Source organism: Roseomonas sp. CAU 1739, from assembly GCF_039839775.1.
GTDB lineage: Bacteria > Pseudomonadota > Alphaproteobacteria > Acetobacterales > Acetobacteraceae > Neoroseomonas.
This window is the reverse complement of record NZ_JBDOQQ010000004.1, coordinates 48,573-71,182: the sequence shown is the minus strand read 5'-3', so window position 1 is coordinate 71,182 and position 22,610 is coordinate 48,573. Positions and strand designations below refer to the sequence as shown.

Here is a 22,610-nt window from a genome sequence, read left to right as displayed (position 1 = left end):
TCGCGCGAGGGCGCTTCAATCGGGATAGGCGGGTGCGAAGCGTGGCGTGCCGGCTGTTCTCGCCGCGCACGTCCTGGCTGAGCAGCAACGGCGCGAACTGGATCGAGGCAGCCTGTAGAACCTCCACACGGCGATTTTCAGCGGAAAGTACCAACCTCGCCACCTCCGCGGAACCGCCGCGGCGCGGATCCCGTCAGTGCGCCGCCGCCCGCCGCGTGGCGGCCCGGAAGCGACTGGTCGCCTCGCCATAGCCAGGCATCAGCGCCCGCTCTTCAGCCTGCGCGGCGTCGCGGATCGCCGGTGTCGCGCCGTGCATCGCCTCAGCCAGCAGATCGTTCACGCGGCGGATGAGGGTCATGTCGGCTTCCTGCTCGGGCCAGGCCGAGGGCGAAGCGACCGGGTCGCCCAGCGCACCAGCTACGGTTGAGACGTTCATGCGCTGGCCTCCGACACGGACCGCCGCAAAGGGGTCACCGTCGCCGGCGGCTTGTCGTAGAAGTCGGCCCAATCCTGCATCAGCGCCGCGCGCTTGCGGAACAGGTCGCCGCGCTGATACGCTACCGCGGCCTTGTCCTTCAGCAGATGGGCAAGCGCGTGCTCGATCACCTCCCGCGGGTGTGCGGTTGTCTCGCCGGCCCAATCGCGGAAGGTGCTGCGGAAGCCGTGCACGGTCAGGTCGGTGCGCTTCATGCGCTCCAACACCTTCAACATAGCCATGTTGGACAGCGGCTTGTCCGTGAACTGGCCGGGGAACGCGAAGCCGCCCTCGTCGTCGTCCTGTCGCGTCCTTGCGAACGGCGCCAGCACCGCCAGCGCTGGCGCGGACAGCGGGATCCGGTGCTCCTTCCCTGCCTTCATTCTTGAGGCCGGCACGGTCCACACCGCGCCGGCCAGGTCGATTTCCGACCACCGAGCCCCGATCACCTCGCCCGTGCGAGCGGCGGTCAGGATCAGGAACTCGAGCGCCCGGGCTGCCGTACCGGATTGTTGCCGCAGCGCCGTCAGGAAGGCCGCGACCTGCGCCCAGGGCAGCGCGGCGTGGTGCTCGACCTTCGCGACCTTGCTCTTCTTCGCCAGCACATGCGCGAGGTTCCCCTTCCAACGCGCCGGGTTAGGGCCCTGTCGCCAGTTGTGCGCCTCGGCATAATCGAGCACCGCCTCAATGCGCCCACGAACCCGCGATGCCGTCTCTGGCTTCGTTGACCAGATTGGTGCCAAAACGCCCTTCACGTCCTCCATGGCGACCGCCGCCACCTGCATGTCGCCGAGGGTCGGATAGGCATAGGTCGCCAGTGTGGTCCGCCACTGCGCCCCGTGCTTCTCGTTCTGCCAGCCCGCCTCTTCGCCGGCGATGAAGGCCTCGGCCACGTCCTTGAACAGTCGCGCGGCGTCCTTCGCCTTCCGCTTCGCTGCCGCGGCCTGATCGCGATGCGCAAGGGGATCGATCCCGTCCCGCAGCAACCGGCGCGCATCGTTCGCGCGATCGCGTGCGTCCGCGAGCGTGTAGCCATCCACCCCATCGGGATCGGCAGGACCGAGGCCCATCTCCCGGGACATCGGTTTGCCGGCCTTGGAGCGGGTGTCGGCCATGTAGCGCAGCATCCACCAGCCGCGGCCCTTACCGGTGACGACGAGGTACAGCCGGTTCCCGTCAGGGTGGCGGCCGACCGTGCCCTTCTTGAGCAGCGACGCCACCTGAACAGCCATTAGCCGATTGGCTTCCCGCGCCATGCATCCGCATCCCAACCAACGAACAAACCCACGTTATATGGCGTGGAGTCGGGAGACAATGAGAATGTTGCAGACATGAAAAAAGCCCCGGAAACCGGGGCTTTGGCGATGACTCTGTGGAGATCAGAGGGGGTGGGAAAGGGGTCTCTGGCGGACAGGGTGGGATTCGAACCCACGATACGCTTTTGACGTATACGCACTTTCCAGGCGCGCGCCTTCGACCGCTCGGCCACCTGTCCGGAGGGCGCGGACCATAGTCAGGGCGCGGCCGAAGGGCAACCCGTCGGCCACGCCCTTTTCACATCAATCGGCGAATTGCCCCGCCGCCTGGATCAGCGGCCGCCACTTCGCGATATCCGCCATCCAAAATTCGCGATGGATCGCCGGAGTCGCCCGCGCAACCGGCACCGGCGCGGTGCCCAGATCGGCGAAGCGTTGCGCGATCCCTGGATCCTGCAACGCCTTCAGCAGCGCCTGGTTCAGCCGCTCCACGATCGGCGCCGGCGTACCGCGCGGGGCATACAGGCCGTGCCACACGCTCACCTCGAAGCCCGGCAGCCCGCCCTGCGCCGAAGTTGGCAGGTCCGGCAGCGCGCCGATCCGCTCCGGCGTCGTCACGGCAAAGGCGCGCACCGTGCCGGCGCGAATCTGCTCGGTGGTGTTGGTGGTCTGGTCGCACATCAGGTCCACCGTGCCGCCAACAAGGTCGTTCATCGCCGGGCCGGTGCCACGATAGGGAACCGTGGTCATGCGCGTATCCACCGCCTTCATCAGCAGCAGACCACACAGATGGCTCGCCGCGCCGATGCCGGCATTGGCGTAGTTCAGTGCCTCCCCCCGCTGCCGGATCAGCGCGACCAGGTCAGCAAGGGTGTTCGCCTCGATGTTGCGGCGCGCGATCAGCGTCATCGGCACCTCGGTCACCAAGCCGAGCGGTTCGAAGCCGTTCACCGGGTCGTAGGCAAGCCGGCGGTACAGCGTCGGGATGGTCGCCATGCCGATATGGTGCAGCAGGATGGTGTATCCATCCGGGCGCGCATTGGCGACGCGCTGCGCGCCGAGCGTGCCGCCGGCGCCGCCGACATTCTCGACCACCACCGGCTGGCCGAGATCCGCGCCCATGGCCTGTGCGATCAGCCTGCCAACCGTGTCCGTCGGCCCCCCGGCGGCGAAGGGGATGATCATGGTGATCGGGCGGTTCGGGTAATTCGCCTGGGCGAGCGCCGGCGCAGCGAAGCCGGACGCTACAGCCGCCATCGCAATGGCAAGGGTTCGACGAGAAACATAGGCCATGGGCGTCCTCCCGGTTTGGCGGACCCAGACAGCCCGCGATTACATGCGGACGGATCGGGCGGCCCACCGCCCGAGTCAAGGGCCACGATCCGGTTCGACTGGGTTCCCCGGCAGGATACGCCCCCTCAGGCGTCCATCTTCAGCGCGGCGATGAAGGCGGATTGCGGAATCTCGACCTTGCCGAATTGCCGCATGCGCTTCTTGCCTTCCTTCTGCTTGTCCAGAAGCTTGCGCTTGCGGCTGATGTCACCGCCGTAACACTTCGCCGTCACGTCCTTCGACATCGCCGAGATCGTTTCGCGCGCGATCACCCGACCACCGATCGCCGCCTGGATGGGGATCTTGAACAGCTGGCGGGGGATCAGCTCCTTCAGCTTCTCGCAGATCGACCGGCCGCGGCGATCCGCCTGGCTGCGATGGGCCATGAAGGACAGCGCATCGACCGGCTCGGCATTCACCAGGATCGAGATCTTCACCAGGTCGCCAGCCTCATACCCCTCCATGGCGTAGTCGAAACTGGCATAGCCGCGGCTGATGGACTTCAGGCGGTCGTAGAAGTCGAACACCACCTCATTCAGCGGCAGCATGTACACAGCCATGGCGCGCGACCCGACATAGGTCAGTTCCACCTGCCGCCCACGGCGTTCGTTGCAGAGCGTCAGCACGGGGCCGAGATATTCGTCCGGCACCATGATGGTCGCCTTGATCCAGGGCTCCTGGATCTCGGCGATGACGCTCGGGTCCGGCATGTCGGCGGGGTTATGGAGGTCGAGTTCCTCGCCGTTGGTCTTCTTCAACTTGTAGACGACGGACGGCGCGGTAGCGATCAGGTCGAGGTCGAATTCGCGCGACAGCCGCTCCTGCACGATCTCCAGGTGCAGCAGCCCCAGGAAGCCGCAGCGATACCCCAGGCCGAGTGCTGCCGAAGTCTCCATCTCATAATGGAAGCTGCTGTCGTTCAGCCGCAGCTTGCCCACGCTCTCGCGCAACTTCTCGAAATCGTCGGCATCGACCGGGTACAGCCCGCACCACACCACCGGGATGGACGGCTTGAAGCCGGGCAGCGCCTGCTCGGCCGGGTTGCGGTCGTCGGTGATGGTGTCGCCGACATTGGTGTCGGCCACGGTCTTGATGGCCGCCGTGACGAAGCCCATCTCGCCCGGGCCGAGGCTGTCGCAGGTGACCATCTTCGGCGTGAAGACGCCGACCTGCTCGACAGTGTGAACGGCGCCGTTCGACATCATACGGATGCGCTGGCCCTTGCGCAGATGCCCGTCGCGCACCCGCACCAGCACCACCACGCCGAGATAGGCGTCGTACCAGCTGTCCACCAGCAGCGCGGTCAACGTCTTGGCGCCGTCGCCCTTGGGCGGCGGCAGCCGGGTGACGATGGCTTCCAGCACGCCCTCGATGTTCAGCCCTGTCTTGGCGCTGATCATCACGGCATCGGAGGCATCGAGGCCGATCACATCCTCGATCTGTTGCTTCACCCGGTCCGGCTCGGCGGCCGGCAGGTCGATCTTGTTGAGCACGGGCACGATTTCATGCCCCGCATCCAGCGCCTGGTAGACATTGGCGAGCGTCTGGGCCTCGACCCCCTGGGACGCATCGACGACCAGCAGCGACCCCTCGCAGGCCGCAAGCGACCGGCTCACCTCATAGGCGAAGTCCACATGGCCCGGCGTATCCATCAGGTTCAGGACATAGGTCCTGCCGTCCTTGGCCGGGTAGCTGATGCGCACGGTCTGCGCCTTGATGGTGATGCCGCGCTCGCGCTCGATATCCATGCTGTCGAGCAGCTGTTCCTTCATGTCGCGCGCAGCCACCGTGCCCGTCGTCTGGATCAGGCGATCGGCGAGCGTGGACTTCCCATGGTCGATATGGGCGATGATCGAGAAGTTGCGGATCAGGTCGAGCGGCGTGTCGGTCATGGGATTCCGGCGTCGGGACGGGCGCAAGGGCGCACCCGCCTGTCATGAGGGGGGACATAGGGCAGTCGGCCCCCAAGTCAAAGCGACTTGGCGTGCGGGCAGCCGCGCGCGGCATCGACCACGGGGCCGGCCTGGGCCACAGTTCGGCAAAACCGGGGCCGGCGCCGGAACCGGATACCACGATCCGACCGCAGGGGCTTCCCGCATGTTCAAGAATTCTACGCCACGCGCGACACGCCCTCGCCCCCCGGGGCAGGCGGCATGACCCGCCTGACGCGGGACGCGATGCGCGGGCGCGCCCAGACGGTGCTCGGCGTCATCGATCCGGCCGAACTCGGCCCGACCCTGATGCATGAGCATCTGATCTGGGACATCCGCACCCCTGCCATGCGTGCCGACCCCGACCAGGGGCCCGAGATCACGCTCTGCAACTGCTTCGCCATCAATTACGGCCGCAAGCGCAAATTGCCGGGCAATCTGCGCTTTCGCTGCGAACCGACCGCGCTCGCCGAATTGGCGCTGATGCGGCAGGCAGGCGGCCGCACGATGGTGGAACTGACCTGCGGCGGGCTCGACCCCGACCCGGGCGCGCTGGCGCGGTTGGCGGCGGAATCCGGCCTGCACATCGTCATGGGCTGCGGCCACTACGTCCACGAATACCAGGACCCCGCCAACGCCACGCGCGGCCCGAATGATTTCGCGCGGGAGATCATCGACCAGGTGCAGCTTGGCGCCTGGGGCACCGATGTGCGCGCCGGCATCATCGGCGAAATCGGCTGCCAGGCCCCGTGGACCGAGCAGGAACAGAGGGTCATGCGTGGCGCCCTGCTGGCCATGGCCGAGACCGGCGCCGCGGTGAACGTCCACCCCGGTCGGCACCCCGACCAGCCGCAGGAGGTCGCCGAATTCGTGCGCGCGGCCGGCGCCGACCCTTCCCGCGTCATCATCAGCCATATCGACCGGACGATCTTCGACGAGGCCCGTATCCTGCGCCTGGCCGACAGCGGCGTGGTCATCGAATTCGACCTGTTCGGGCAGGAACAGAGCTACTACGCGCTCAGCGCCATCGACATGCCGAACGACGCGGTGCGGCTGCGGCTGATCCGCGCCCTGATCGCGCGCGGGCACCTCGAACGGGTCGTGATCAGCCACGACATCTGCTACCGCACACGGCTGTCGCGGTGGGGCGGGCACGGCTATGGCCACATCTTCGACAATGTGGTGCCGTTGATGCGTGAGCGCGGCTTCACCGACGCGGAGGTCGAGGCGATCGTGGTCGGCAATCCGCGCCGGCTGCTGACCTTCGTCTGAACGCACCGCAGGCCGGTCGGTCCCGTTGCGCCGGGCCAGGATCGCGAGCCGCCGGATGCCGGGTGGGACCGCCGGCACTCTGGACGTCCCGGATACGATATGGACGATGCTTGCACCTTTGCTGAACTGTTCGCGCGGAGGTTTCGGTCATGGGAATCCGACGTCAGCGTGGTGACCGCGATGCGCGGATCGGGATGAGGCCGATCATGCGGCTGGCGGCGCGACTTGGCGTCGTGGCGACCGTGTTGGCCACGCTGGCCCTGTCGGGTTGTGGCGGCCGCGACGGGCCGGCGAACGAGGCCCTGCCGAACGGACAGCACAATGCCGGATACGACCTCGCCGGCATGAACGCTTCATCGGGCAGACCGGACATCCTGATCCTGGTCGGCATCTCCGGCGGCGGCAAGCGCTCGGCGGCCTTTGCCCATGGCGTCCTGCGCGGCATGCGGGACGTGCCGGTCAGCCTGCCCGGCGGCCCGCCCTCGACCCTGCTCGCCGAGGTCGACCAACTCGCCGGCGTCTCGGGCGGTGCCTTCCCCGCCGCGCACTACGCGCTGCATGGCGCACGCTCCTTCGAGCGGTTCCCCGAGGATTTCCTCTACCGCGACATCGCCGCCTATGTCTGGGGCACTTATGTGCTGCCCTGGCATTGGGGTTGGCTGGTCGACCCCCGCATCGGCACCAACGACCGGATGGCAGAGGTCTATGACGACGTGCTGTTCCAGGGCGCCACCTATGGCGACCTGATGCGGCGGGGCCGCCCGCGCCTGTCGATCAACGCTACGGACCTCGCCACCGGCGCCGCCTTCCCCTTCCTGCCGTTCAGCTTCGATGTGATCTGCTCGGACCTCGCACGCTTCCCGCTGGCCCGCGCCGTTGCGGCCTCGAACGGCTTCCCACTGTTGTTCACCCCAATCACGCTGACCAACCATCGCGGCCCGGCCTGCAGCGAACCGCTGCCCATTGACCTGTCCCGGCGCCTCGGGCCCGGCGAATACTACCGCATGCAGCTGTTCGAGACGGTCCGCCGCATGGCGGACCCGGCACGCACGCGCTGGCTGCACCTGATGGACGGTGGCATCTCCGACAATCTCGGGCTGCGGACGGCGCTGAACTTCATCGAACTGGGCGTCACCGAGGACGCACACTACGTCCAGCAGATGCTGCCGGTCCGCCGCGTGGTCCTGCTGAGCATCGATGGGCAATCCCAGACCGACCCGGCGCTGTCGAACCAGCGCATGGTCAATGGCCTGGTTCAGATCTTCGATGCCGTCTCAGGCAGCCAGATCGACAACTACAACCTCGAAACTCAGGCCCGCGCCCAGGCCATTGGGCAGCAGGTCACCCGCGGCCAGCGCGATGCTCGCTGCGCCCGCGGTCGCACTTATGAAGGGTTTCCCTGCGACGACGTGCAGGCGCTGTTCGTGCGTATCGCGCTTGCGGATGTGGCCGATCCCGCACGCCGTGCACGGCTCCGTGCCATCCCGACGGGCCTGACGATACCGCGCGAGGATGTCGACGCGCTGCTCGCGGCCGGGGAGGAAGCGGTCCGCGCCAATCGCGGGCTCGCGGATTTCCTGGCCGGCGCCACGGATGTCGCCGGCGCCACGCCGCCGTTTCAGCCCCGCCGCTGACCAACCGAGGCCGGGGGCAGCATCGGCGCCAGCCGCCACATGGCGACCGCACCCAGCAGCGGCCCGATGCCGAGCAGCGCGAAGGCGCCGCCCACCCCCAGCGCCGCCATGGCGTACGGCAACCCGCCGATCACCACCGCCGTCAGAAGGAAGCCCAGCGAGGTCTGCACCGTCAGCATCGTGCCCACATAGTCGGGCGGCGACAGGCTGACGATGCAGGCCGAGAACTGCGCCGAATCCGCCACCACCGTGAAGCCCCACAGGAAGGCGAGCCCCAGCCCCAGCGCCGGCCAGGCCGAGGCCGGCCCGATCAGCAGCGCGCAGGTGCCGGAAACAACCATGCAGGCAGCCGCGACCTTTGCCCGGTTCCATCGATCCGCCGCCCAGCCCGCCAGCACGCAGCCCGCCGCCCCGGCCGCCACCACGCCGAACACCCAGGTGCCGACCTGCGCCCGCCCCAGCAGCCCGGCCAGGAACACCCCGATCCAGGCCCACATGGCATAGAGTTCCCACATGTGGCCGAGATAGCCGAGATTCGCGAGGCGCAGCCCGCGGTTCCGCCAGGCCTCCAGCGCCTGGGCCGGGTGGAAGGGCGGGCGCCCGCCCAGCAGCGGCCCGGGCCGGAACGGCAGGATCAGCAGCCCGCCCAATACGGCCAGCACCCCTGCCCCGCCATAGGCCGTTCGCCAGTCGAGCGTGCCGACCATGCCCGGCAGCAGATGCGGCAGGGCCGAGCCGAGGGTCAACGCCCCCACCACGATACCGATGAGCAGCCCGAGATCACCCTTCGCCCACGACGCCGCGAGCTTCATCCCGACGGGATAGACGCCGGCCATCGCCGCCCCGGCGACGACGCGCAGCGCCAGGGCCGCCGGACCGGCGGGTGCGACCTGCGTCTGCGCCAATGTCGCGACACCAGCAAGCAGCGCGCAGGAGACGAACAGCCGGCGCGGCTCGATCCGGTCCGCCAGCGACAGGACGGCGCTGGCGAGCGTCCCCACCACGAAGCCCAGTTGCACGCAGGCGGTCAGCCAGGCCGCATGGCCCGGCGTGATGATGCCCCGGGCAATCAGCCCCGGCACCGCGACCGTGCCTGCGAACCAGACCGAGAGCACCAGCACGATCGACGAGGCCAGCAGCGCCAGGTTGGGGCGCTTGCCGTCCACGCCGAAGGTCATGCCCGCAGCACCGCACCTGTCGCCTTGACGACCGCCGCGACCACGCGATCGGCCACGGCCTCGATCTGCACGTCGGTCAGCGTCGCCTCGCGCGGCTGGATCGTGACCTGGATGGCAAGGCTCACCTGGCCGTCCGGCACGCCCTTGCCCTGGTAGCGGTCGAACAGTGCGGCATCGGTGATCAGCGCCTTGTCGGCGCCCCGCGCGGCCCTGAGCAACGTCTCGGCGGCGACGCTGTCGGCCACCAGGAAGGCGAAGTCGCGCCGCAGCGGCTGGAAGGGCGGCAGGTCCGGCACGCCCTTCCGGCGGCGCTTGGGTTCCGGCAGGGCGTCGAGAAGGACCTCGAACGCCACGGCCGGACCGGGCAGGCCGAGTGCCGCCATCACGGCGGGATGAATTTCACCGAAGGTTGCGAGCGTCACCTTGGGGCCCTGCCGCACCACGCCGGACCGGCCGGGATGGTAGAAGCCCGGCGCATCGGCGGTGACCTGCAGCGCCGCCATCGGCACGCCAAGGGCCGCCAGCACGGCCAGCACATCGCCCTTCGCGTCCATCGCATCGACGCCACGGGCGGCCTCGGCCCAATGGCGCGGCGTGGAACCATGCCGGACGCCGGCGGCGACAGCCGCTTGACCGTCCGGCGTCACCCCGCGATAGGCGGCGCCAATTTCGCACAGCGCGACATCGCCGAAGCCTCGTGCCGCATTGCGTGCCGCTGCAAGCAGCAGCGAGGCGACCGGCGTCGGGCGCATCTGGTCCAGATCCGCAGCGATCGGATTGACCAGGCGCAGCGCTTCGGGCGGCGACCAGGATGCCTGCGGCGGCGTGGTGGGGTCGAACAGCGCCGCGGTCTTTGCTTCCATGAAAGCGAAGGTCACGGCTTCGAGCATGCCGCGCGACGCAAGCACGCGCCGCGCCAGCGCCGCACGCGACTGCTTCGCAGTGAAGGCGGGCGGCGGGATGACCGCAAGGGCGGGCAGCGAGACTGCCGGCACGGCATCCAGGCCGCCGAGGCGCAGCACCTCCTCGATCAGGTCGGCCTCGGGTTCCACTGCCGCGCAGCCTTCCGCGGCTTTCGCCGCGCGCGCGGGGTCCAGCCCTTCGAACTGCGTCAGCGTGCCGCCGCCGGCCCGATAGGCCGACAGGTCCCCCGCCACGTCATTGCGCCAGGACGGCACCGCGACGGTGACGGTCGCCGCATCGCGCGCCTGCACCGCGAAGCCGAGGCGTTCCAGCCGCCCCACCGCTTCATCCGCGGGCAGGTCGAGACCGCCATAGGAGGCAACGCGATCGAAGCGCAGCGCCGCCGACCGCTTCCACGCCGGTTCCGCACCGGCGCTGCTGATCTCGCTCGCCTCGCCGCCGCACAGTTCGATGATCAGCCGCGTCGCCGCTTCCAGCGCATCCGGCAGGAAGGCAGGATCAAGGCCACGTTCGAAGCGCGAACGCGCATCGGTGCGCACATCGTGCCGGCGACCGGACAGCGCGATGCGCACCGGGTCGAACAGCGCGCATTCGATGAAGCATTCGGTCGTCGTCTCGTCGCAGCCGGAATGCGAACCGCCGATGACGCCGCCCAACGCTTCGGGGCCGGCGGCGTCGGCGATCACGCCGTCCTCGGTCGTGAGCGCGTAGTCCTTGCCGTTCAGCGCGGACAGCGTCTCGCCATCGCGCGCCATGCGCATCGTCAGGTCGGTGCCGCGCACCTTTGCCACGTCGAAGACATGCAGCGGGCGGCCGAGATCGAAGGTGAAGAGGTTCGTCACATCGACCAGCGCGCTGATCGGGCGCAGGCCGATCGCCGTCAGACGGTCCTGCAGCCATTGCGGCGAGGGACCGTTCTTCACGCCGCGCACCGCACGCCCGAGCACATACAGACAGGCCCGCGGATCCTCGATCTTCCAGTTCAGTGGTGACTTGTAGGCGGCCGCGACCTTCGGCGCCGACCAGGGCTTCAGCGTGCCGAGGCCCGCCGCCGCCAGGTCGCGCGCGATGCCGCGCACGGACAGCGCATCGCCGCGGTTCGGCGTGATGCTGATCTCGATGATCGGGTCATCAAGGCCTGCCCACTGCACATAGGACGCACCGATCGGCGCATCTGCCGGCAGGTCCACGATGCCCGAATGATCGTCGCCGAGGCCCATCTCGCGCGCCGAGAGCATCATCGCCTCCGACTTCACGCCACGGATCTCGCCGACCTTGAGCGTGACGCCGGTGCCCGGGACGTATTCGCCCGGAAGTGCTGCGACGCCGACCAGCCCGGTGCGCGCGTTCGGTGCGCCGCAGACGACGGACCGTTCGACGCCATCGCCGATGTCGACGCGCAGCTGGCGCAGGCGATCGGCGTTGGGGTGCTGGGTGGCCTCGATGACGCGGGCTATGCGGAAGGACGCGAGAGCCGCGCCGCGATCCTCGATGCCTTCGACTTCGAGGCCGATGGCGTTGAGGGTGCGGGCGATCTCATCGACGCCGGCGTCGGTGTCGAGATGGTCGCGCAGCCAGGAGAGAGTGAACTTCATCGTGTGAGCCCTGCGTTGCTGGAGGGGCCTTGCCCCTCCAGACCACCCCACCAAAGGCCAGTGGGCCTTTGGAAACCATCACCCGGTGCCGTGCATGGCGTACGGCGATCGTGTCCGCACGCCATGCCCCGCGCACCAGTCCAGCAGCCAAAAATAGAAGGGGGATGCGGGGAAATACTTTCCCCCGACCTTCTAGACGCCGTCATGCAACGTCACCGCCGTCAGCGGATCGGCCGCGTAGTGCCGCAGCCAGCGCACATCCGCCTCATAGAACGGCCGCAGATCGGGGATGCCGTGCTTGAGCATGGTGATGCGCTCGATCCCCATGCCGAAGGCGAAGCCCTGCCACTCGCGCGGGTCTATGCCGCAATTGGCCAGCACCTTCGGGTGCACCATCCCCGAACCCAGGATCTCCAGCCAGTCGCCGCCCTTGCCGAGTTCGCCGGTCTTCTTTGACCAGCCGATGTCCACTTCCATGGAAGGTTCGGTGAACGGGAAGTAGGACGACCGGAAGCGCACCGGCAGGTCGGCGATGCCGAAGAAGGCGCGCAGGAAGTCGATCAGGCAGCCCTTGAGATGGCCGAGGGTGATGCCTCGGCCGATCACCAGCCCCTCGACCTGATGGAACATCGGCGAATGCGTCGCGTCGTGGTCGGCGCGATAGGTACGCCCCGGGACGATGACGCGGATCGGCGGTTCCTGGCTGATCATGGTGCGGATCTGCACCGGGGAAGTGTGGGTGCGCAGCACGGGCCGGCGGCCATTCACCTCGGGCAGGTAGAAGGTGTCGTGGTCCTGCCGCGCCGGGTGGTGGTCGGGGATGTTGAGCGCGCCGAAATTGAACCAGTCGCCCTCGATATCCGGTCCCTCGGCGACCTTGAAGCCCATGGCGCCGAACAGGGCGGTCAGCTCCTCCATGGTGCGGGCGATGGGGTGGATGCCGCCCTCGGCCGCGGTGGCGGGGGCGAATGGGCGCGGCGGCAGCGTGACGTCGAGGCGCTCGGCGGCCAGGCGGGCATCCAGCGCGGCGGCGTCGAGCACGGCGCGGCGTGCCTCGATGGCAGCCTCGATGCTGCCCTTCAGGCGGTTCAGCGCGGCGCCGCGCTCCTTCCGCTGGTCGGGGGCCACGGCACCGAGGCCCTTGAGCAGGCCGGACAAGCTGCCGGACTTGCCCATCACGCCGACGCGCACGGCATCCAGTGCGCGCAGGTCTGCCGCGGCGGCCAGGGCGGCTTCAGTCTCGGCCTGCAGGGAAGCGAGGTCGTCAGTCATGGGCACCATGTCCGGAAAAGCACGAAGGGCCGCGCCCCGGTCACCCGGGATGCGGCCCTCTGCTAAACGCTGAGACGGCACAGGGGAACCCCCGCGCCGAAGGCTTCAGGCGAGCTTCGCCTTCGCCTGCTCGACCAGCGCCGCGAAGGCCGCCGGTTCGTCAAAGGCGAGGGCCGCCATCACCTTGCGGTCCATCTCGATCCCCGCCGCCTTGATGCCGGCGATGAAGCGCGAATAGGTCAGGTCATGCTCACGCACGGCGGCGTTGATGCGCTGGATCCACAGGCCGCGGAACTCGCGCTTCTTGTTGCGGCGGTCGCGGTAGGCGTACTGCAGCGCCTTCTCGACCCGCTCGAGCGCGGGGCGATAGGCGGTGGAGGAACGGCCAACATAGCCCTCGGCGAGCTTGAGGACCTTCTTGTGACGGGCGTGCTTGGTTACGCCGCGCTTTACACGAGCCATTGCTGCGCCCCTTCCTTACCGGTCCAGCCCATAGGGCAGCCACTGCTTCACGGTATCGCCGTCCTGCTTCGCGAGGACGAACATGCCGCGGTTCTGGCGCTTCATGGTGGTGGTCTTGGCGGTCAGCATGTGGCGCTTGTTGCCGGCGCCGGCCTTGACCTTGCCGGTGGCGGTCAGTCGGAAGCGCTTCTTCACGCTCGACTTCGTCTTCATCTTGGACATTTGGCCCTCCTGTGGGGTGGGCGCGCCCTAGTCCGCCGCACCATGCGACGAGGACGCGTGTTCCCGGCCGGGCATGTCCATCGGGCCACGACGCGGGAGGCGGGCGTATAGCCGCTGCCCCCAGCCGCCGCAACCCCGATCGGCAGCAACGGGAATTTCATGGTTCCCGGTGTCTTCTGCCCCTCTCGCCGATGTGACGGAAGGCCACACCCCCTTGGATATTGCCGCCGCCTTGCCGCCCGACAGCCTCGACCAGGCCCTGGCACCCCATTTCGCCGCCCTGCGCGCCTTCATGGACCGCCGCATCGCCGAACTGAGCGCCGAGGTCTCCGCCTCGGTCCAACTGATGGGCATGACCGAGGAGGCGCTCACCGGCCGCATCGCCGAGGTTCACGTCCAGATCGCCCGGTTGATCGCCATCCCGGCCTCCGGGGCCCGCAATTCGGGGCTGGAGCTGGAAGCGGTGGTGCAGGCCACGGAATCGGCCGCCGACACCATCCTTGAAGCGGCCGAGGCAATCCAGACCTGGCTCGACGGAGGGGCGCAGGATGCAGCGTCCATCGCCGCGCTGACGCAGCGGGTGAACGACATCTTCCAGGCCTGTTCCTTCCAGGACCTGACCGGGCAGCGCATCCGCCGCGCCATCAAGCAGCTTCAGCAGGTGGAAACCATGCTGGAAGGTCTGATGCCCGGCACTGCCACGCCGGCCGCGCGGAAGCTGGAGGTGATCGGCCATGAGACGACGGTGGCGGATGCGGCGGCCGCCGGCCCCGATTTGGCACAGGCCGAGATCGACCGTCTGCTGAACGGCTGATCGGTTGGCCGCCCGCCACGCCCGGGCGGCACGGCGATGCGGCTGGCCGCGCCGGGCGGACGGCGTGCCCCCCCCGGCCCGTCACAGCGGCCCGATGCGGCGGCCGGCCTTGCCGCGCGATGACGGCAGCCCCGCGCCGTCTGTGGGTTCCGGCGGGCCGTCGGGCGCTCTATATGCCCTGACACGATGATACCGTTCCGCAAGATGCATGGCCTGGGCAACGACTTCGTCGTGCTGGATGGGCGCGCCGCCGCCCTGCCCGTGACGCCGGCCCGCGCCGCCGCCGTTGCCGACCGGCATTTCGGCATCGGCTGCGACCAGTTCATCGTCCTGGAACCGCCGCAGGCCGGCGCCGATGTGTTCATGCGCATCCGCAATCCCGACGGATCCGAGGCCGAGGCCTGTGGCAATGCGACGCGCTGCATCGCCTCCCTGGTCGCGGACGAACGCGGTGCCGACCGCGTGGTGGTGCGCACCATCGCCGGCGACCTGCCGGTGGAGCGGCTGGCGGGCGGCCTGTGGCGGGCGGATATGGGCCCGGCGAGGCTCGGCTGGCGGGACGTGCCTCTGGCGCGGGAGGTGGACACGCTGCATGTCCCGCTCGCGCTTGGGCCGGTTGCGGACCCGGCCGCGTGCTCGATGGGCAATCCGCACGCGACCTTCTTCGTCGATGACCTCGACGCCATCGCGGTGACCGAGATCGGGCCACGGCTGGAAAACGACCCGATCTTCCCCGCGCGCGCCAATATCGGTTTCGCGCAGATCCTCTCGCCGGACCACATGCGGCTGGTGATCTGGGAACGCGGCGCGGGACTGACCCTGGCCTGCGGGTCGGGCGCCTGCGCCGGCATCGTCAACGCGGTCCGCCGAGGGCTCACCGGACGGCGCGCGACGGTGTCCATGCCGGGTGGCGACCTGGTCATGGAATGGCGCGAAGCCGATGGCCATGTGCTGATGACCGGACCGGTCGCCACGGCCTTTTCGGGCATGCTCGATCTGGAAGGCTACGCGGCGTGACAACCGACCATGAGGGTGTGGCGGGCGCGGTCAGCGTCCTGACCTTCGGCTGCCGCCTCAACACCTATGAGTCCGAGGCGATGCGCGACCTGGCCTCCCGCGCCCTTGCCGGCGACGGCACCAAGGCCGGGCATGCCGGCGCGATCGTGGTGAACACCTGCGCCGTCACCGCCGAAGCCGAACGCCAGGCCCGCCAGGCGATCCGCCGCGCGCATCGCGACAATCCCGGCGCACGCATCATCGTCACCGGCTGCGCCGCGCAGATCGCCCCGGAAAAATGGGCCGCCATCGCCGGGGTGGAACGCGTCATCGGCAATGCCGACAAGCTGAAGCCCGAGACCTGGGCGGGCCTCGACGCCCCCCCTGCCCCGGTCAGCGACATCATGGCGGCGACAGAGACGGCGGCCCACCTGGTGACCGAATTCGCCGGCCGCGCGCGGGCCTTCGTGCAGGTCCAGCAGGGCTGCGACCATCGCTGCACCTTCTGCGTCATCCCCTTCGGCCGCGGGCCGTCGCGGTCCGTGCCGATCGGCGTGATCGTCGAGCAGGTGCGCGCGCTGGTGCAGTCAGGCTATCGCGAAGTGGTGCTGACCGGCGTCGACATCACTTCCTACGGACCGGACCTGCCGGGACGGCCGAGCCTGGGGCAGATGGTGCGCCGCCTGCTGGCCCTGGTGCCGGACCTGCCGCGGCTGCGGCTGTCCTCGCTGGACCCTGTGGAAGTCGATGACGATTTGTGGCGCCTGATCGCCGAGGAACCGCGGCTGATGCCGCATCTGCACCTGTCGCTGCAGCATGGCTCGGACATGATCCTGAAGCGGATGAAGCGGCGGCATCTGCGCGCGGATGCCATCGCGCTGGCGGACCGCGCCCGCCGGCTGCGCCCGGACATGGTGTTCGGCGCCGACCTGATCGCCGGCTTCCCGACCGAGACCGAGGATCACTTCGCCGACACGCTGTCGCTCGTCGAGGCCTGCAACCTCTCCTTCCTGCATGTGTTCCCGTATTCCGAACGTCCCGACACGCCCGCGGCGCGCATGCCGCAGCTGCCGGTGCCGGTCCGCCGCGAAAGGGCCGCGCGCCTGCGCGAGGCCGGGGCCAAGGCAGCGGCGCGGCTGTTCACCGCGCGCATCGGACAGGAGGAAGACGTGCTCTTCGAACTGGAAGACCGTGGCCATACCCAGCATTTCGCACCGCTGCGCCTCGCGCGCGGCCTCGCCCGCCCCGGTGAGATCCGGCGCCTGCGCGTGACGGGCGCCGCAGCGGACACGCTGTTCGCGGAAGCCGCCTGATGGCGTTGCGCGACCTGTGGACCCGTCTGCGCGGCAGCGATCCGGCACAGCCCGGCCCGCGACCGGAGCCGGAACGGGACGATCCGCCGCCCCCACCCCCGTCGCCGGAAGCGCCGCCGCGCCCACCGGAGCCGCCCACGGCGCCACCCGCGCCGGTCGAGGACCCGACTCCCGACAGGCCGACGGAAACCCCGCCGCCCTTCGATGAACCCCCGGCGGATGCCCCGCCCGTGGAACTGACGCCCCCCTCGCAGCTTCCACCGATCGAGGCCCCGCCCCCGCAAGCCCAGGAACCAGCCCGCGAGGGCTGGTTCTCCCGCCTCAAATCCGGGCTGGCGCGGTCCACCGCCAAGCTGACCGACAGCGTCTCGGCCATCTTCACCAAGCGGAAGCTGGACGATGCGGCGCTGGAGGAGCTGGAGGAGACGCTGATCGCGGCCGATCTCGGCGTCGCGGCATCGCAGCGCATCGTCGAGGGCTTCCGCCGCACCCGCTTCGGCAAGGAAGTCACCGATGAGGAGGTGAAGGCGACGCTGGCGGACGAGATCGCCGCGATCCTCTCCCCCGTCGCGCGGCCGCTGGTGTTGGACACCGCGCTCGCGCCGCATGTCGTGCTGGTGGTGGGCGTCAACGGCACCGGCAAGACGACGACGATCGCCAAGCTCGGCAGGCAGTATCGCGACCAGGGGCTGAAGACCGGCTTCGTTGCCGGCGACACCTTCCGCGCCGCCGCCGTCGAGCAGCTTCAGGTCTGGGCCGACCGCACCGGCGCCCGCTTCTTCCCGCCTGCCAAGGCGGGCGCCGATGCGGCCGGCCTCGCCTTCGACGCGCTGACCACCGCGCGGGCCGAGGGGCTGGATGTGCTGCTGGTCGATACCGCCGGGCGGCTGCACAACAAGACCGCGCTGATGGAAGAACTGCGCAAGGTCATCCGCATCATTCGCCGGGTGGACGATACCGCGCCGCATTCGGTGCTGCTGGTGCTGGACGCCACCACCGGCCAGAATGCCGTGCAGCAGGTGAAGGTGTTCAAGGAGATGGTCGATGTCTCCGGCCTGGCCGTGACCAAGCTGGACGGATCAGCCAAGGGCGGCGTGGTCGTCGCCCTCGCGCAGGAGTTCGGCCTGCCGGTGCATGTGGTCGGCGTCGGCGAGAAGGCCGAGGATCTGCGTCCCTTTGAGGCGCGCGACTATGCGCGCGGGCTGCTGGGGCTGGAATGATGCCGTGGGGCCGCCGAGCTGCCCTGCTGCTGACCCTGCTGCCCTTGAGCGTCGCCCAAGCGGGCGAGGAATTCATAGAGATCTCGCCCGGCCCCGGCGGCAGGCCCGTGCTGATCGCGCCAAGCCAGGTGGTCCGCATCGGCCGCGCCGAGGGCTTCACCGTGGTGGACACCACCGCCTGGGTGCAGCAGCGCACCGTCGAGCCTTTGGAATCCGTCGCTCGCCGCATCGCCGCGACGGGCCAGCGGCTGGTCCCGCTGACCGACCTCAACGGCCAGCGCATCTACATCGCCGCCGACCGCGTCGTGCTGATCCGCGATTCCCAGGAACGCCACGCCGCCGGCGCACGCGCGGCGATCGTCCTGGTCGGATTGCGTTTCAACACCGACGTTGCCGTGCGCGAAACGGTGGAGGACGTCATGGCGGCGCTACGGAGTACAGCGGCGCCGCGCTGACGGCGCGCCCTTGCCAGGGGCGGCCGGCGGCGCGACACGCTGGGTCACCCGAGGAGGCCAGGACCCCGCCATGCCCAAGACCCGCCCCGTCGCCCGTACCCCCATCCCCACCGTCGACAGCCTCCCGGACGACATCCGTGCGCGCATCCTGACGGTGCAGGAAAAGTCCGGCTTCATTCCCAACGTCTTCCTGATGCTGGCGCACCGACCGGCGGAGTTCCGCGCCTTCATGGCCTATCACGACACGCTGATGGACAAGTCGGAGGGCGTGACGAAGGCGGAACGCGAGATGATCGTCGTCGCCGTCTCGGCCCTGAACCAATGCCAGTATTGCGTCGTGGCGCATGGCGCGATCCTGCGCATCCGCGCGAAGAATCCGCTGATCGCCGACCAGGTCGCGGCGAACTGGCGCAAGGCCGACATCTCCGACAAGCAGAAGGCGATGCTGGAATTCGCCATCAAGGTGACGCTGCGCGCCAACGAGGTGAACGACGCCGATCACGACGCGCTGCGACAGGCCGGCTTCGACGACGAGGCGATCTGGGACATCGCCGCCATCGCCGCCTTCTTCGGCATGTCCAACCGTCTGGCCAACGTGACGAACCTCAGGCCCAATGACGAATTCTACGCCATGGGGAGGGGCTGACATGCACGAGGTTCGCTGGGAACGCCTGACCGCGCCGCAACTGCGCGCGCTGGCCGAACGCGACGCCGTAGTGGTCGTGCCGGTCGCGAGCCTTGAGCAGCACGGGCCGCACCTGCCGGTCTGGACGGATTCCTTCCTGGGCCATTCGGTGGCGGTGCGCGCGGCGGAATTGTGCGAGGACCTGCCGGCGGTGGTGCTGCCGCCGATGTGGCTTGGCCTGTCGGAGCACCATTTCCCGTTCGGCGGCACGATCAGCGTGGACTACGCGACCTTCGCAGGCATCCTGCGCTGCATCGTGAAGTCCCTGCTGGCCGATGGCTTTTCCAAGGTGATGCTGTTCAATTCCCATGGCGGCAACATCGACCCGCTCGCCGTCTCGGCGCGGGAACTGGCGCATGAATTCGGCATTCCGGTGCTGACGACGACCATCACCAAGGTCGCACCGGCCGCCATTTCCGCCACGCTGACGGCGCAGAAGGGCATCCACCATGCCTGCGAGGGCGAGACGAGCCTGTGGATGCATCTCGACCCGTCCCAGGTGCGGATGCAGGAGATCGCGAATTCCGTCTCGCCCGGCAATTTCGACGCCGGCAGCCAGGTGTCGTCGCGCTTCTGGTCCTTCTCCGAGCGCGCACCGGTCACCGGCGTGCGCGGCGATGCGCGGGCTGCGACACCCGAGAAGGGCAAGGCGATTTTCGAGGCGATGGCCGAGGGCCTGGCGAAGGAATTGCGCGACACGGCGCTGTGGTCGCCGCCGGACGATGTTTGGCAGCGTGGGCGGGCGCAGGGTCGGCGGTGATCCCGCCATTCTTCGGGCAGTGGGAATCGGCGGAGCGCATCGGGGATATCCTCGCCGGGACGCTGCGTGCGGCCGATGACCCCTTGTGGCCACGCTCGGGAGCCGCGGGGGCTGCGGATTACGAACGCTGGGCGGACCATCTGTGCGGTGTCGCCTGCCTGCGCATGGCGCTCGCCGCACGGGGCATCTCGCCGCCGCGCGCCTTCGACCTGGCACGGGAGCTGACCAGGCGGGGCGGCTATGTCGTGCGGCCCGATGGCGGCATCCGCGGGCTGATCTATGCCCCGGCGGTCGGCTGGCTGCGGGAGGTGCCTGGTCTCGCGGCCGATGTTCGCGTCGATGTCCCCGTCGAGGACATCCCGGCGATGGTCCATGGCGGCGGGCTTTTCGTGGCCTCGGTGCATCCCTGGATCCGGCGAGGCGTGGGCGAACCGCCATCCCTCGGCGGCCATCTGGTGCTGGTCTTCGGCGAGCAGGACGGTGTGCTGCGCTTCCACAACCCCTCCGGCGATACGGCGGCGTCGCAGGCGGATGCGCGGCTGGCCGTGGCCCAGTTCGGACGCTTCTATGCCGGGCGGGGGATTGTCCTGCCCGGGTAGGGATGCCCGCCGCCCGTCAGGAGCGCGGCGCGCCGGCAACCGCTTCACCCGCACAGCGTTGCGCCCGCCGCGAGTGCCACCGGGCGGCGAGGCCACCGCCATTTGGTGCGGTGGACTGCGGGCGGATGGCCCCTCCAACTTGCGCCCTTCGCCGCCGCGGCCCATCTGCCGTCCATGTCCGACCTGCTCCGCGTCAAGCCCGACCCCACCGACCCACGCCTGACGCGCCGCGTCACCGGCATCGACCACACCGGCGCGCCGATCGAGACGAGCGTCACCGTCGAGCGGCCGCTGACGCTGTTCCTGAACGGCCAGGAGATCGTCACCATGATGACGATCGGCGACCGGCCGGAGGACCTGGCGGTCGGCTACCTGCTCAACCAGGGCATGCTGAGGCCGGATGCGGTGGTGACGGGCGTGGACTACGACGACGACCTTGGCGTGGTCATCGTGCGCACGCCCGAACGCACCGATTTCGAGGAGAAGCTGCGCAAGAAGACGCTGACCTCGGGCTGCGCGCAGGGGACGGCGTTCGGGGATTTGATGGAAGGCTTTGCCGAGGTGCGGTTGCCCAAGACGGAGCTGCGTACATCCTGGCTGTACCGGCTGCTGCACCGCATCAACACGCTGCCGACGCTGTACCTGGAAGCCGGTGCGATCCATGGCTGCGCGCTCTGCCTGCGCGACCAGCCGGTGGTCTACATGGAGGATGTCGGCCGCCACAATGCGGTGGACAAGATCGCCGGCTGGATGTTCCGCGCGCAGGAAGCGCCGGGCGACAAGATCTTCTACACGACCGGGCGGCTGACCTCGGAGATGGTGATCAAGACCGTGCGCATGGGCATCCCGATCCTGGTCTCACGATCCGGCTTCACGGCCTGGGGTGTGGAACTGGCGAAGGAGGCGGGGCTGACGCTGATCGGTCGCTGCAAGGGCAAGCGTTTCGTCGCCCTGGCCGGCGAGGAGCGCATCGTGTTCGACGCCGACCTGGCATATGTCGAGGAGGAAGCCGCGAAGCACTGGCGCAAGAACAGCGCTGAGGCGATGGCGGCCGGCGACAATGCGAGCTGATACGCTGGGTTGCGTGCTGGCGGGCGGGCTGGCACGACGGATGGGCGGCGGCGACAAGCCGCTGCGGCTGCTCGGCAGGCGGCCCATGCTGGATCATGCGCTGGGACGCCTTCGGCCACAGGTGGCGGCGGTGATCCTGAACGCCAATGGCGATGCGTCGCGCTTCGCCGCCTATGGGCTGCCGGTCGCAGCGGACGGGCTGCCCGACCATCCGGGGCCACTCGCCGGCGTCCTCGCCGCGCTGGACTGGGCGGCGGCGCAGCGGCCGGATTGCACCTGGGTTGTCTCGGTTCCCGGCGATTCGCCGTTCATCCCGGAGGACCTCGTGGAGCGGCTGCATGCGGCGCGGCTGGCGGCCGGCGTGCCGCTTGCCTGCGCACGGTCGGATGGCCAGACGTATCCGCCGATCGGGCTCTGGCCGGTGGCTCTGCGCGGGGATTTGCGCGGTGCGCTGCTGGCCGGCGAGCGCAAGATCGACCGCTGGACCGCCGGCCACGGCTGCGCCCATGCCGACTGGCCGACCACGCCGGTCGATCCCTTCTTCAACGCCAATGCGCCGGACGAATTGGCCGAGGCGGAACGCCTGCTGCCGCTGTTGCATTCAGCCGGGCGCGTCGCCATAGACGAATGATCTGCGATTGAAGGAAATGCCAGAATGAAGGCCATCCTGTCAGGCGTCGTCGTCGCGATCGTCATCGCGATCGGCGCGGCCTATGTGCTCGATACCAAGGTGCAGGAAACGGTGCAGGTCGCTTTCACGACGAGCGGCGCGCGGATCTGACGGGCGGCGTCAGCGCAGCACCTGCACGACGCCGAGCCCGGCCAGCGCAAGGCCGACGATCAGACCGATCCCCGGCCTTGCCGGCAGATCCACGCGGCCCGGCGCAGCCGGGTCATAGAGCAACGCGATCGGCCCGTCCCCCTCGCGCCGCGCCACCAGGCGCATGTCGGTCGTGACGACGCTGGCCGGCGTGCCATCCGGCAGGGCGAAATCGAACCGCCAGGATGGGCCGATGGCGGTCGGCTGGAATACGACGCGCGCCACTGCACGGCGCCAGAGCCACCGCCGAAACAGACCCCGCAGGTCGCGCCGCAGCAGCACGGCGCCGAGGAAACAGACGATCAGGCCCGAGACCATGGCATC

General features: G+C 69.2%; 23 protein-coding genes and 1 tRNA gene. 13 read left to right on the top strand and 11 right to left on the bottom strand.

The window, feature by feature from the left end; genetic code table 11:
• Positions 1-193: 193 nt before the first annotated feature.
• The 5 genes from AAFN86_RS08835 to lepA form a co-directional block, all read right to left on the bottom strand.
• Positions 194-436, bottom strand: a complete 243-nt coding sequence (locus tag AAFN86_RS08835; RefSeq protein WP_347542930.1) for a hypothetical protein — start codon at positions 434-436, stop codon at positions 194-196.
• Positions 433-1,731, bottom strand: a complete 1,299-nt coding sequence (locus AAFN86_RS08830; RefSeq protein WP_347542929.1) for a phage integrase central domain-containing protein — start codon at positions 1,729-1,731, stop codon at positions 433-435. Before AAFN86_RS08830 ends, AAFN86_RS08835 begins: the two co-directional genes overlap by 4 nt.
• A gap of 148 nt (positions 1,732-1,879) precedes the next feature.
• Positions 1,880-1,970 (bottom strand) — tRNA-Ser (locus tag AAFN86_RS08825).
• Positions 1,971-2,034: 64 nt separating this feature from the next.
• Entirely contained in the window at positions 2,035-3,024 is a 990-nt protein-coding gene (locus AAFN86_RS08820) for a tripartite tricarboxylate transporter substrate-binding protein (RefSeq protein WP_347542928.1), read from the bottom strand.
• 125 nt (positions 3,025-3,149) lie between these two features.
• Positions 3,150-4,955, bottom strand: coding sequence for a translation elongation factor 4 (gene lepA / locus AAFN86_RS08815; RefSeq protein WP_347542927.1), 1,806 nt, complete (start codon positions 4,953-4,955; stop codon positions 3,150-3,152).
• Positions 4,956-5,216: 261 nt separating this feature from the next.
• Here lepA and AAFN86_RS08810 point away from each other — a divergent pair, with 261 nt between their 5' ends.
• Positions 5,217-6,266, top strand: a complete 1,050-nt coding sequence (locus AAFN86_RS08810; RefSeq protein ID WP_347542926.1) for a hypothetical protein — start codon at positions 5,217-5,219, stop codon at positions 6,264-6,266.
• 149 nt (positions 6,267-6,415) lie between these two features.
• Complete coding sequence (locus AAFN86_RS08805) at positions 6,416-7,900, top strand: patatin-like phospholipase family protein (RefSeq protein WP_347542925.1); 1,485 nt, start codon at positions 6,416-6,418, stop codon at positions 7,898-7,900.
• On the opposite strand, the gene AAFN86_RS08800 is transcribed toward AAFN86_RS08805, so the two are convergent.
• The 5 genes from AAFN86_RS08800 to rpmI all read right to left on the bottom strand — a co-directional run bounded on the left by AAFN86_RS08800 (position 7,885) and on the right by rpmI (position 13,553).
• On the bottom strand, positions 7,885-9,078 hold the full coding sequence (locus tag AAFN86_RS08800) for an MFS transporter (RefSeq protein ID WP_347542924.1): 1,194 nt from the start codon (positions 9,076-9,078) through the stop codon (positions 7,885-7,887). The two genes, AAFN86_RS08805 and AAFN86_RS08800, sit on opposite strands and share 16 nt — an antisense overlap.
• Positions 9,075-11,597, bottom strand: a complete 2,523-nt coding sequence (pheT, locus tag AAFN86_RS08795; protein ID WP_347542923.1) for a phenylalanine--tRNA ligase subunit beta — start codon at positions 11,595-11,597, stop codon at positions 9,075-9,077. The genes AAFN86_RS08800 and pheT overlap by 4 nt, the downstream gene beginning before the upstream one ends.
• Positions 11,598-11,789: 192 nt before the next feature.
• Positions 11,790-12,869 (bottom strand): phenylalanine--tRNA ligase subunit alpha, encoded by a 1,080-nt coding sequence (gene pheS, locus AAFN86_RS08790; RefSeq protein WP_347542922.1) that lies wholly within the window; start codon positions 12,867-12,869, stop codon positions 11,790-11,792.
• A 105-nt stretch (positions 12,870-12,974) separates the two neighbouring features.
• Entirely contained in the window at positions 12,975-13,331 is a 357-nt protein-coding gene (gene rplT / locus AAFN86_RS08785; protein WP_347542921.1) for a 50S ribosomal protein L20, read from the bottom strand.
• Between the two features lie 15 nt (positions 13,332-13,346).
• Complete coding sequence (gene rpmI, locus AAFN86_RS08780; RefSeq protein ID WP_188971138.1) at positions 13,347-13,553, bottom strand: 50S ribosomal protein L35; 207 nt, start codon at positions 13,551-13,553, stop codon at positions 13,347-13,349.
• A gap of 214 nt (positions 13,554-13,767) precedes the next feature.
• Here rpmI and AAFN86_RS08775 point away from each other — a divergent pair, with 214 nt between their 5' ends.
• The 11 genes from AAFN86_RS08775 to AAFN86_RS08725 all read left to right on the top strand — a co-directional run bounded on the left by AAFN86_RS08775 (position 13,768) and on the right by AAFN86_RS08725 (position 22,247).
• Positions 13,768-14,367, top strand: coding sequence for a protein phosphatase CheZ (locus AAFN86_RS08775; protein WP_347542920.1), 600 nt, complete (start codon positions 13,768-13,770; stop codon positions 14,365-14,367).
• Positions 14,368-14,553: 186 nt separating this feature from the next.
• On the top strand, positions 14,554-15,384 hold the full coding sequence (gene dapF / locus AAFN86_RS08770; protein ID WP_347542919.1) for a diaminopimelate epimerase: 831 nt from the start codon (positions 14,554-14,556) through the stop codon (positions 15,382-15,384).
• Positions 15,381-16,676 carry a tRNA (N(6)-L-threonylcarbamoyladenosine(37)-C(2))-methylthiotransferase MtaB gene (gene mtaB / locus AAFN86_RS08765; protein WP_347542918.1) on the top strand — a complete coding sequence of 432 codons (1,296 nt, stop codon included), beginning with the start codon at positions 15,381-15,383 and terminating at the stop codon, positions 16,674-16,676. Before dapF ends, mtaB begins: the two co-directional genes overlap by 4 nt.
• A gap of 263 nt (positions 16,677-16,939) precedes the next feature.
• Positions 16,940-17,896: a signal recognition particle-docking protein FtsY gene (gene ftsY / locus AAFN86_RS08760; protein WP_347543188.1), complete on the top strand. Its 957-nt coding sequence runs from the start codon at positions 16,940-16,942 to the stop codon at positions 17,894-17,896.
• Positions 17,893-18,351 carry a hypothetical protein gene (locus AAFN86_RS08755; RefSeq protein WP_347542917.1) on the top strand — a complete coding sequence of 153 codons (459 nt, stop codon included), beginning with the start codon at positions 17,893-17,895 and terminating at the stop codon, positions 18,349-18,351. The genes ftsY and AAFN86_RS08755 overlap by 4 nt, the downstream gene beginning before the upstream one ends.
• Before the next feature lie 70 nt (positions 18,352-18,421).
• Positions 18,422-18,997: a peroxidase-related enzyme gene (locus tag AAFN86_RS08750; protein ID WP_347542916.1), complete on the top strand. Its 576-nt coding sequence runs from the start codon at positions 18,422-18,424 to the stop codon at positions 18,995-18,997.
• Position 18,998: 1 nt separating this feature from the next.
• Positions 18,999-19,796: a creatininase family protein gene (locus AAFN86_RS08745; protein WP_347542915.1), complete on the top strand. Its 798-nt coding sequence runs from the start codon at positions 18,999-19,001 to the stop codon at positions 19,794-19,796.
• Positions 19,793-20,395, top strand: a complete 603-nt coding sequence (locus AAFN86_RS08740) for a hypothetical protein (RefSeq protein WP_347542914.1) — start codon at positions 19,793-19,795, stop codon at positions 20,393-20,395. The genes AAFN86_RS08745 and AAFN86_RS08740 overlap by 4 nt, the downstream gene beginning before the upstream one ends.
• A gap of 174 nt (positions 20,396-20,569) precedes the next feature.
• Complete coding sequence (gene fdhD / locus AAFN86_RS08735) at positions 20,570-21,466, top strand: formate dehydrogenase accessory sulfurtransferase FdhD (protein ID WP_347542913.1); 897 nt, start codon at positions 20,570-20,572, stop codon at positions 21,464-21,466.
• The gene (gene mobA / locus AAFN86_RS08730; protein ID WP_347542912.1) at positions 21,456-22,097 is read left to right on the top strand and encodes a molybdenum cofactor guanylyltransferase MobA; all 642 of its coding nucleotides are present in this window, start codon (positions 21,456-21,458) and stop codon (positions 22,095-22,097) included. Before fdhD ends, mobA begins: the two co-directional genes overlap by 11 nt.
• 24 nt (positions 22,098-22,121) lie before the next feature.
• Entirely contained in the window at positions 22,122-22,247 is a 126-nt protein-coding gene (locus tag AAFN86_RS08725) for a hypothetical protein (RefSeq protein ID WP_347542911.1), read from the top strand.
• Between the two features lie 9 nt (positions 22,248-22,256).
• Here the strand turns inward: AAFN86_RS08725 and AAFN86_RS08720 are convergent, their stop codons facing one another.
• Positions 22,257-22,604, bottom strand: a complete 348-nt coding sequence (locus tag AAFN86_RS08720; protein WP_347542910.1) for a hypothetical protein — start codon at positions 22,602-22,604, stop codon at positions 22,257-22,259.
• Positions 22,605-22,610 lie beyond the last annotated feature (6 nt).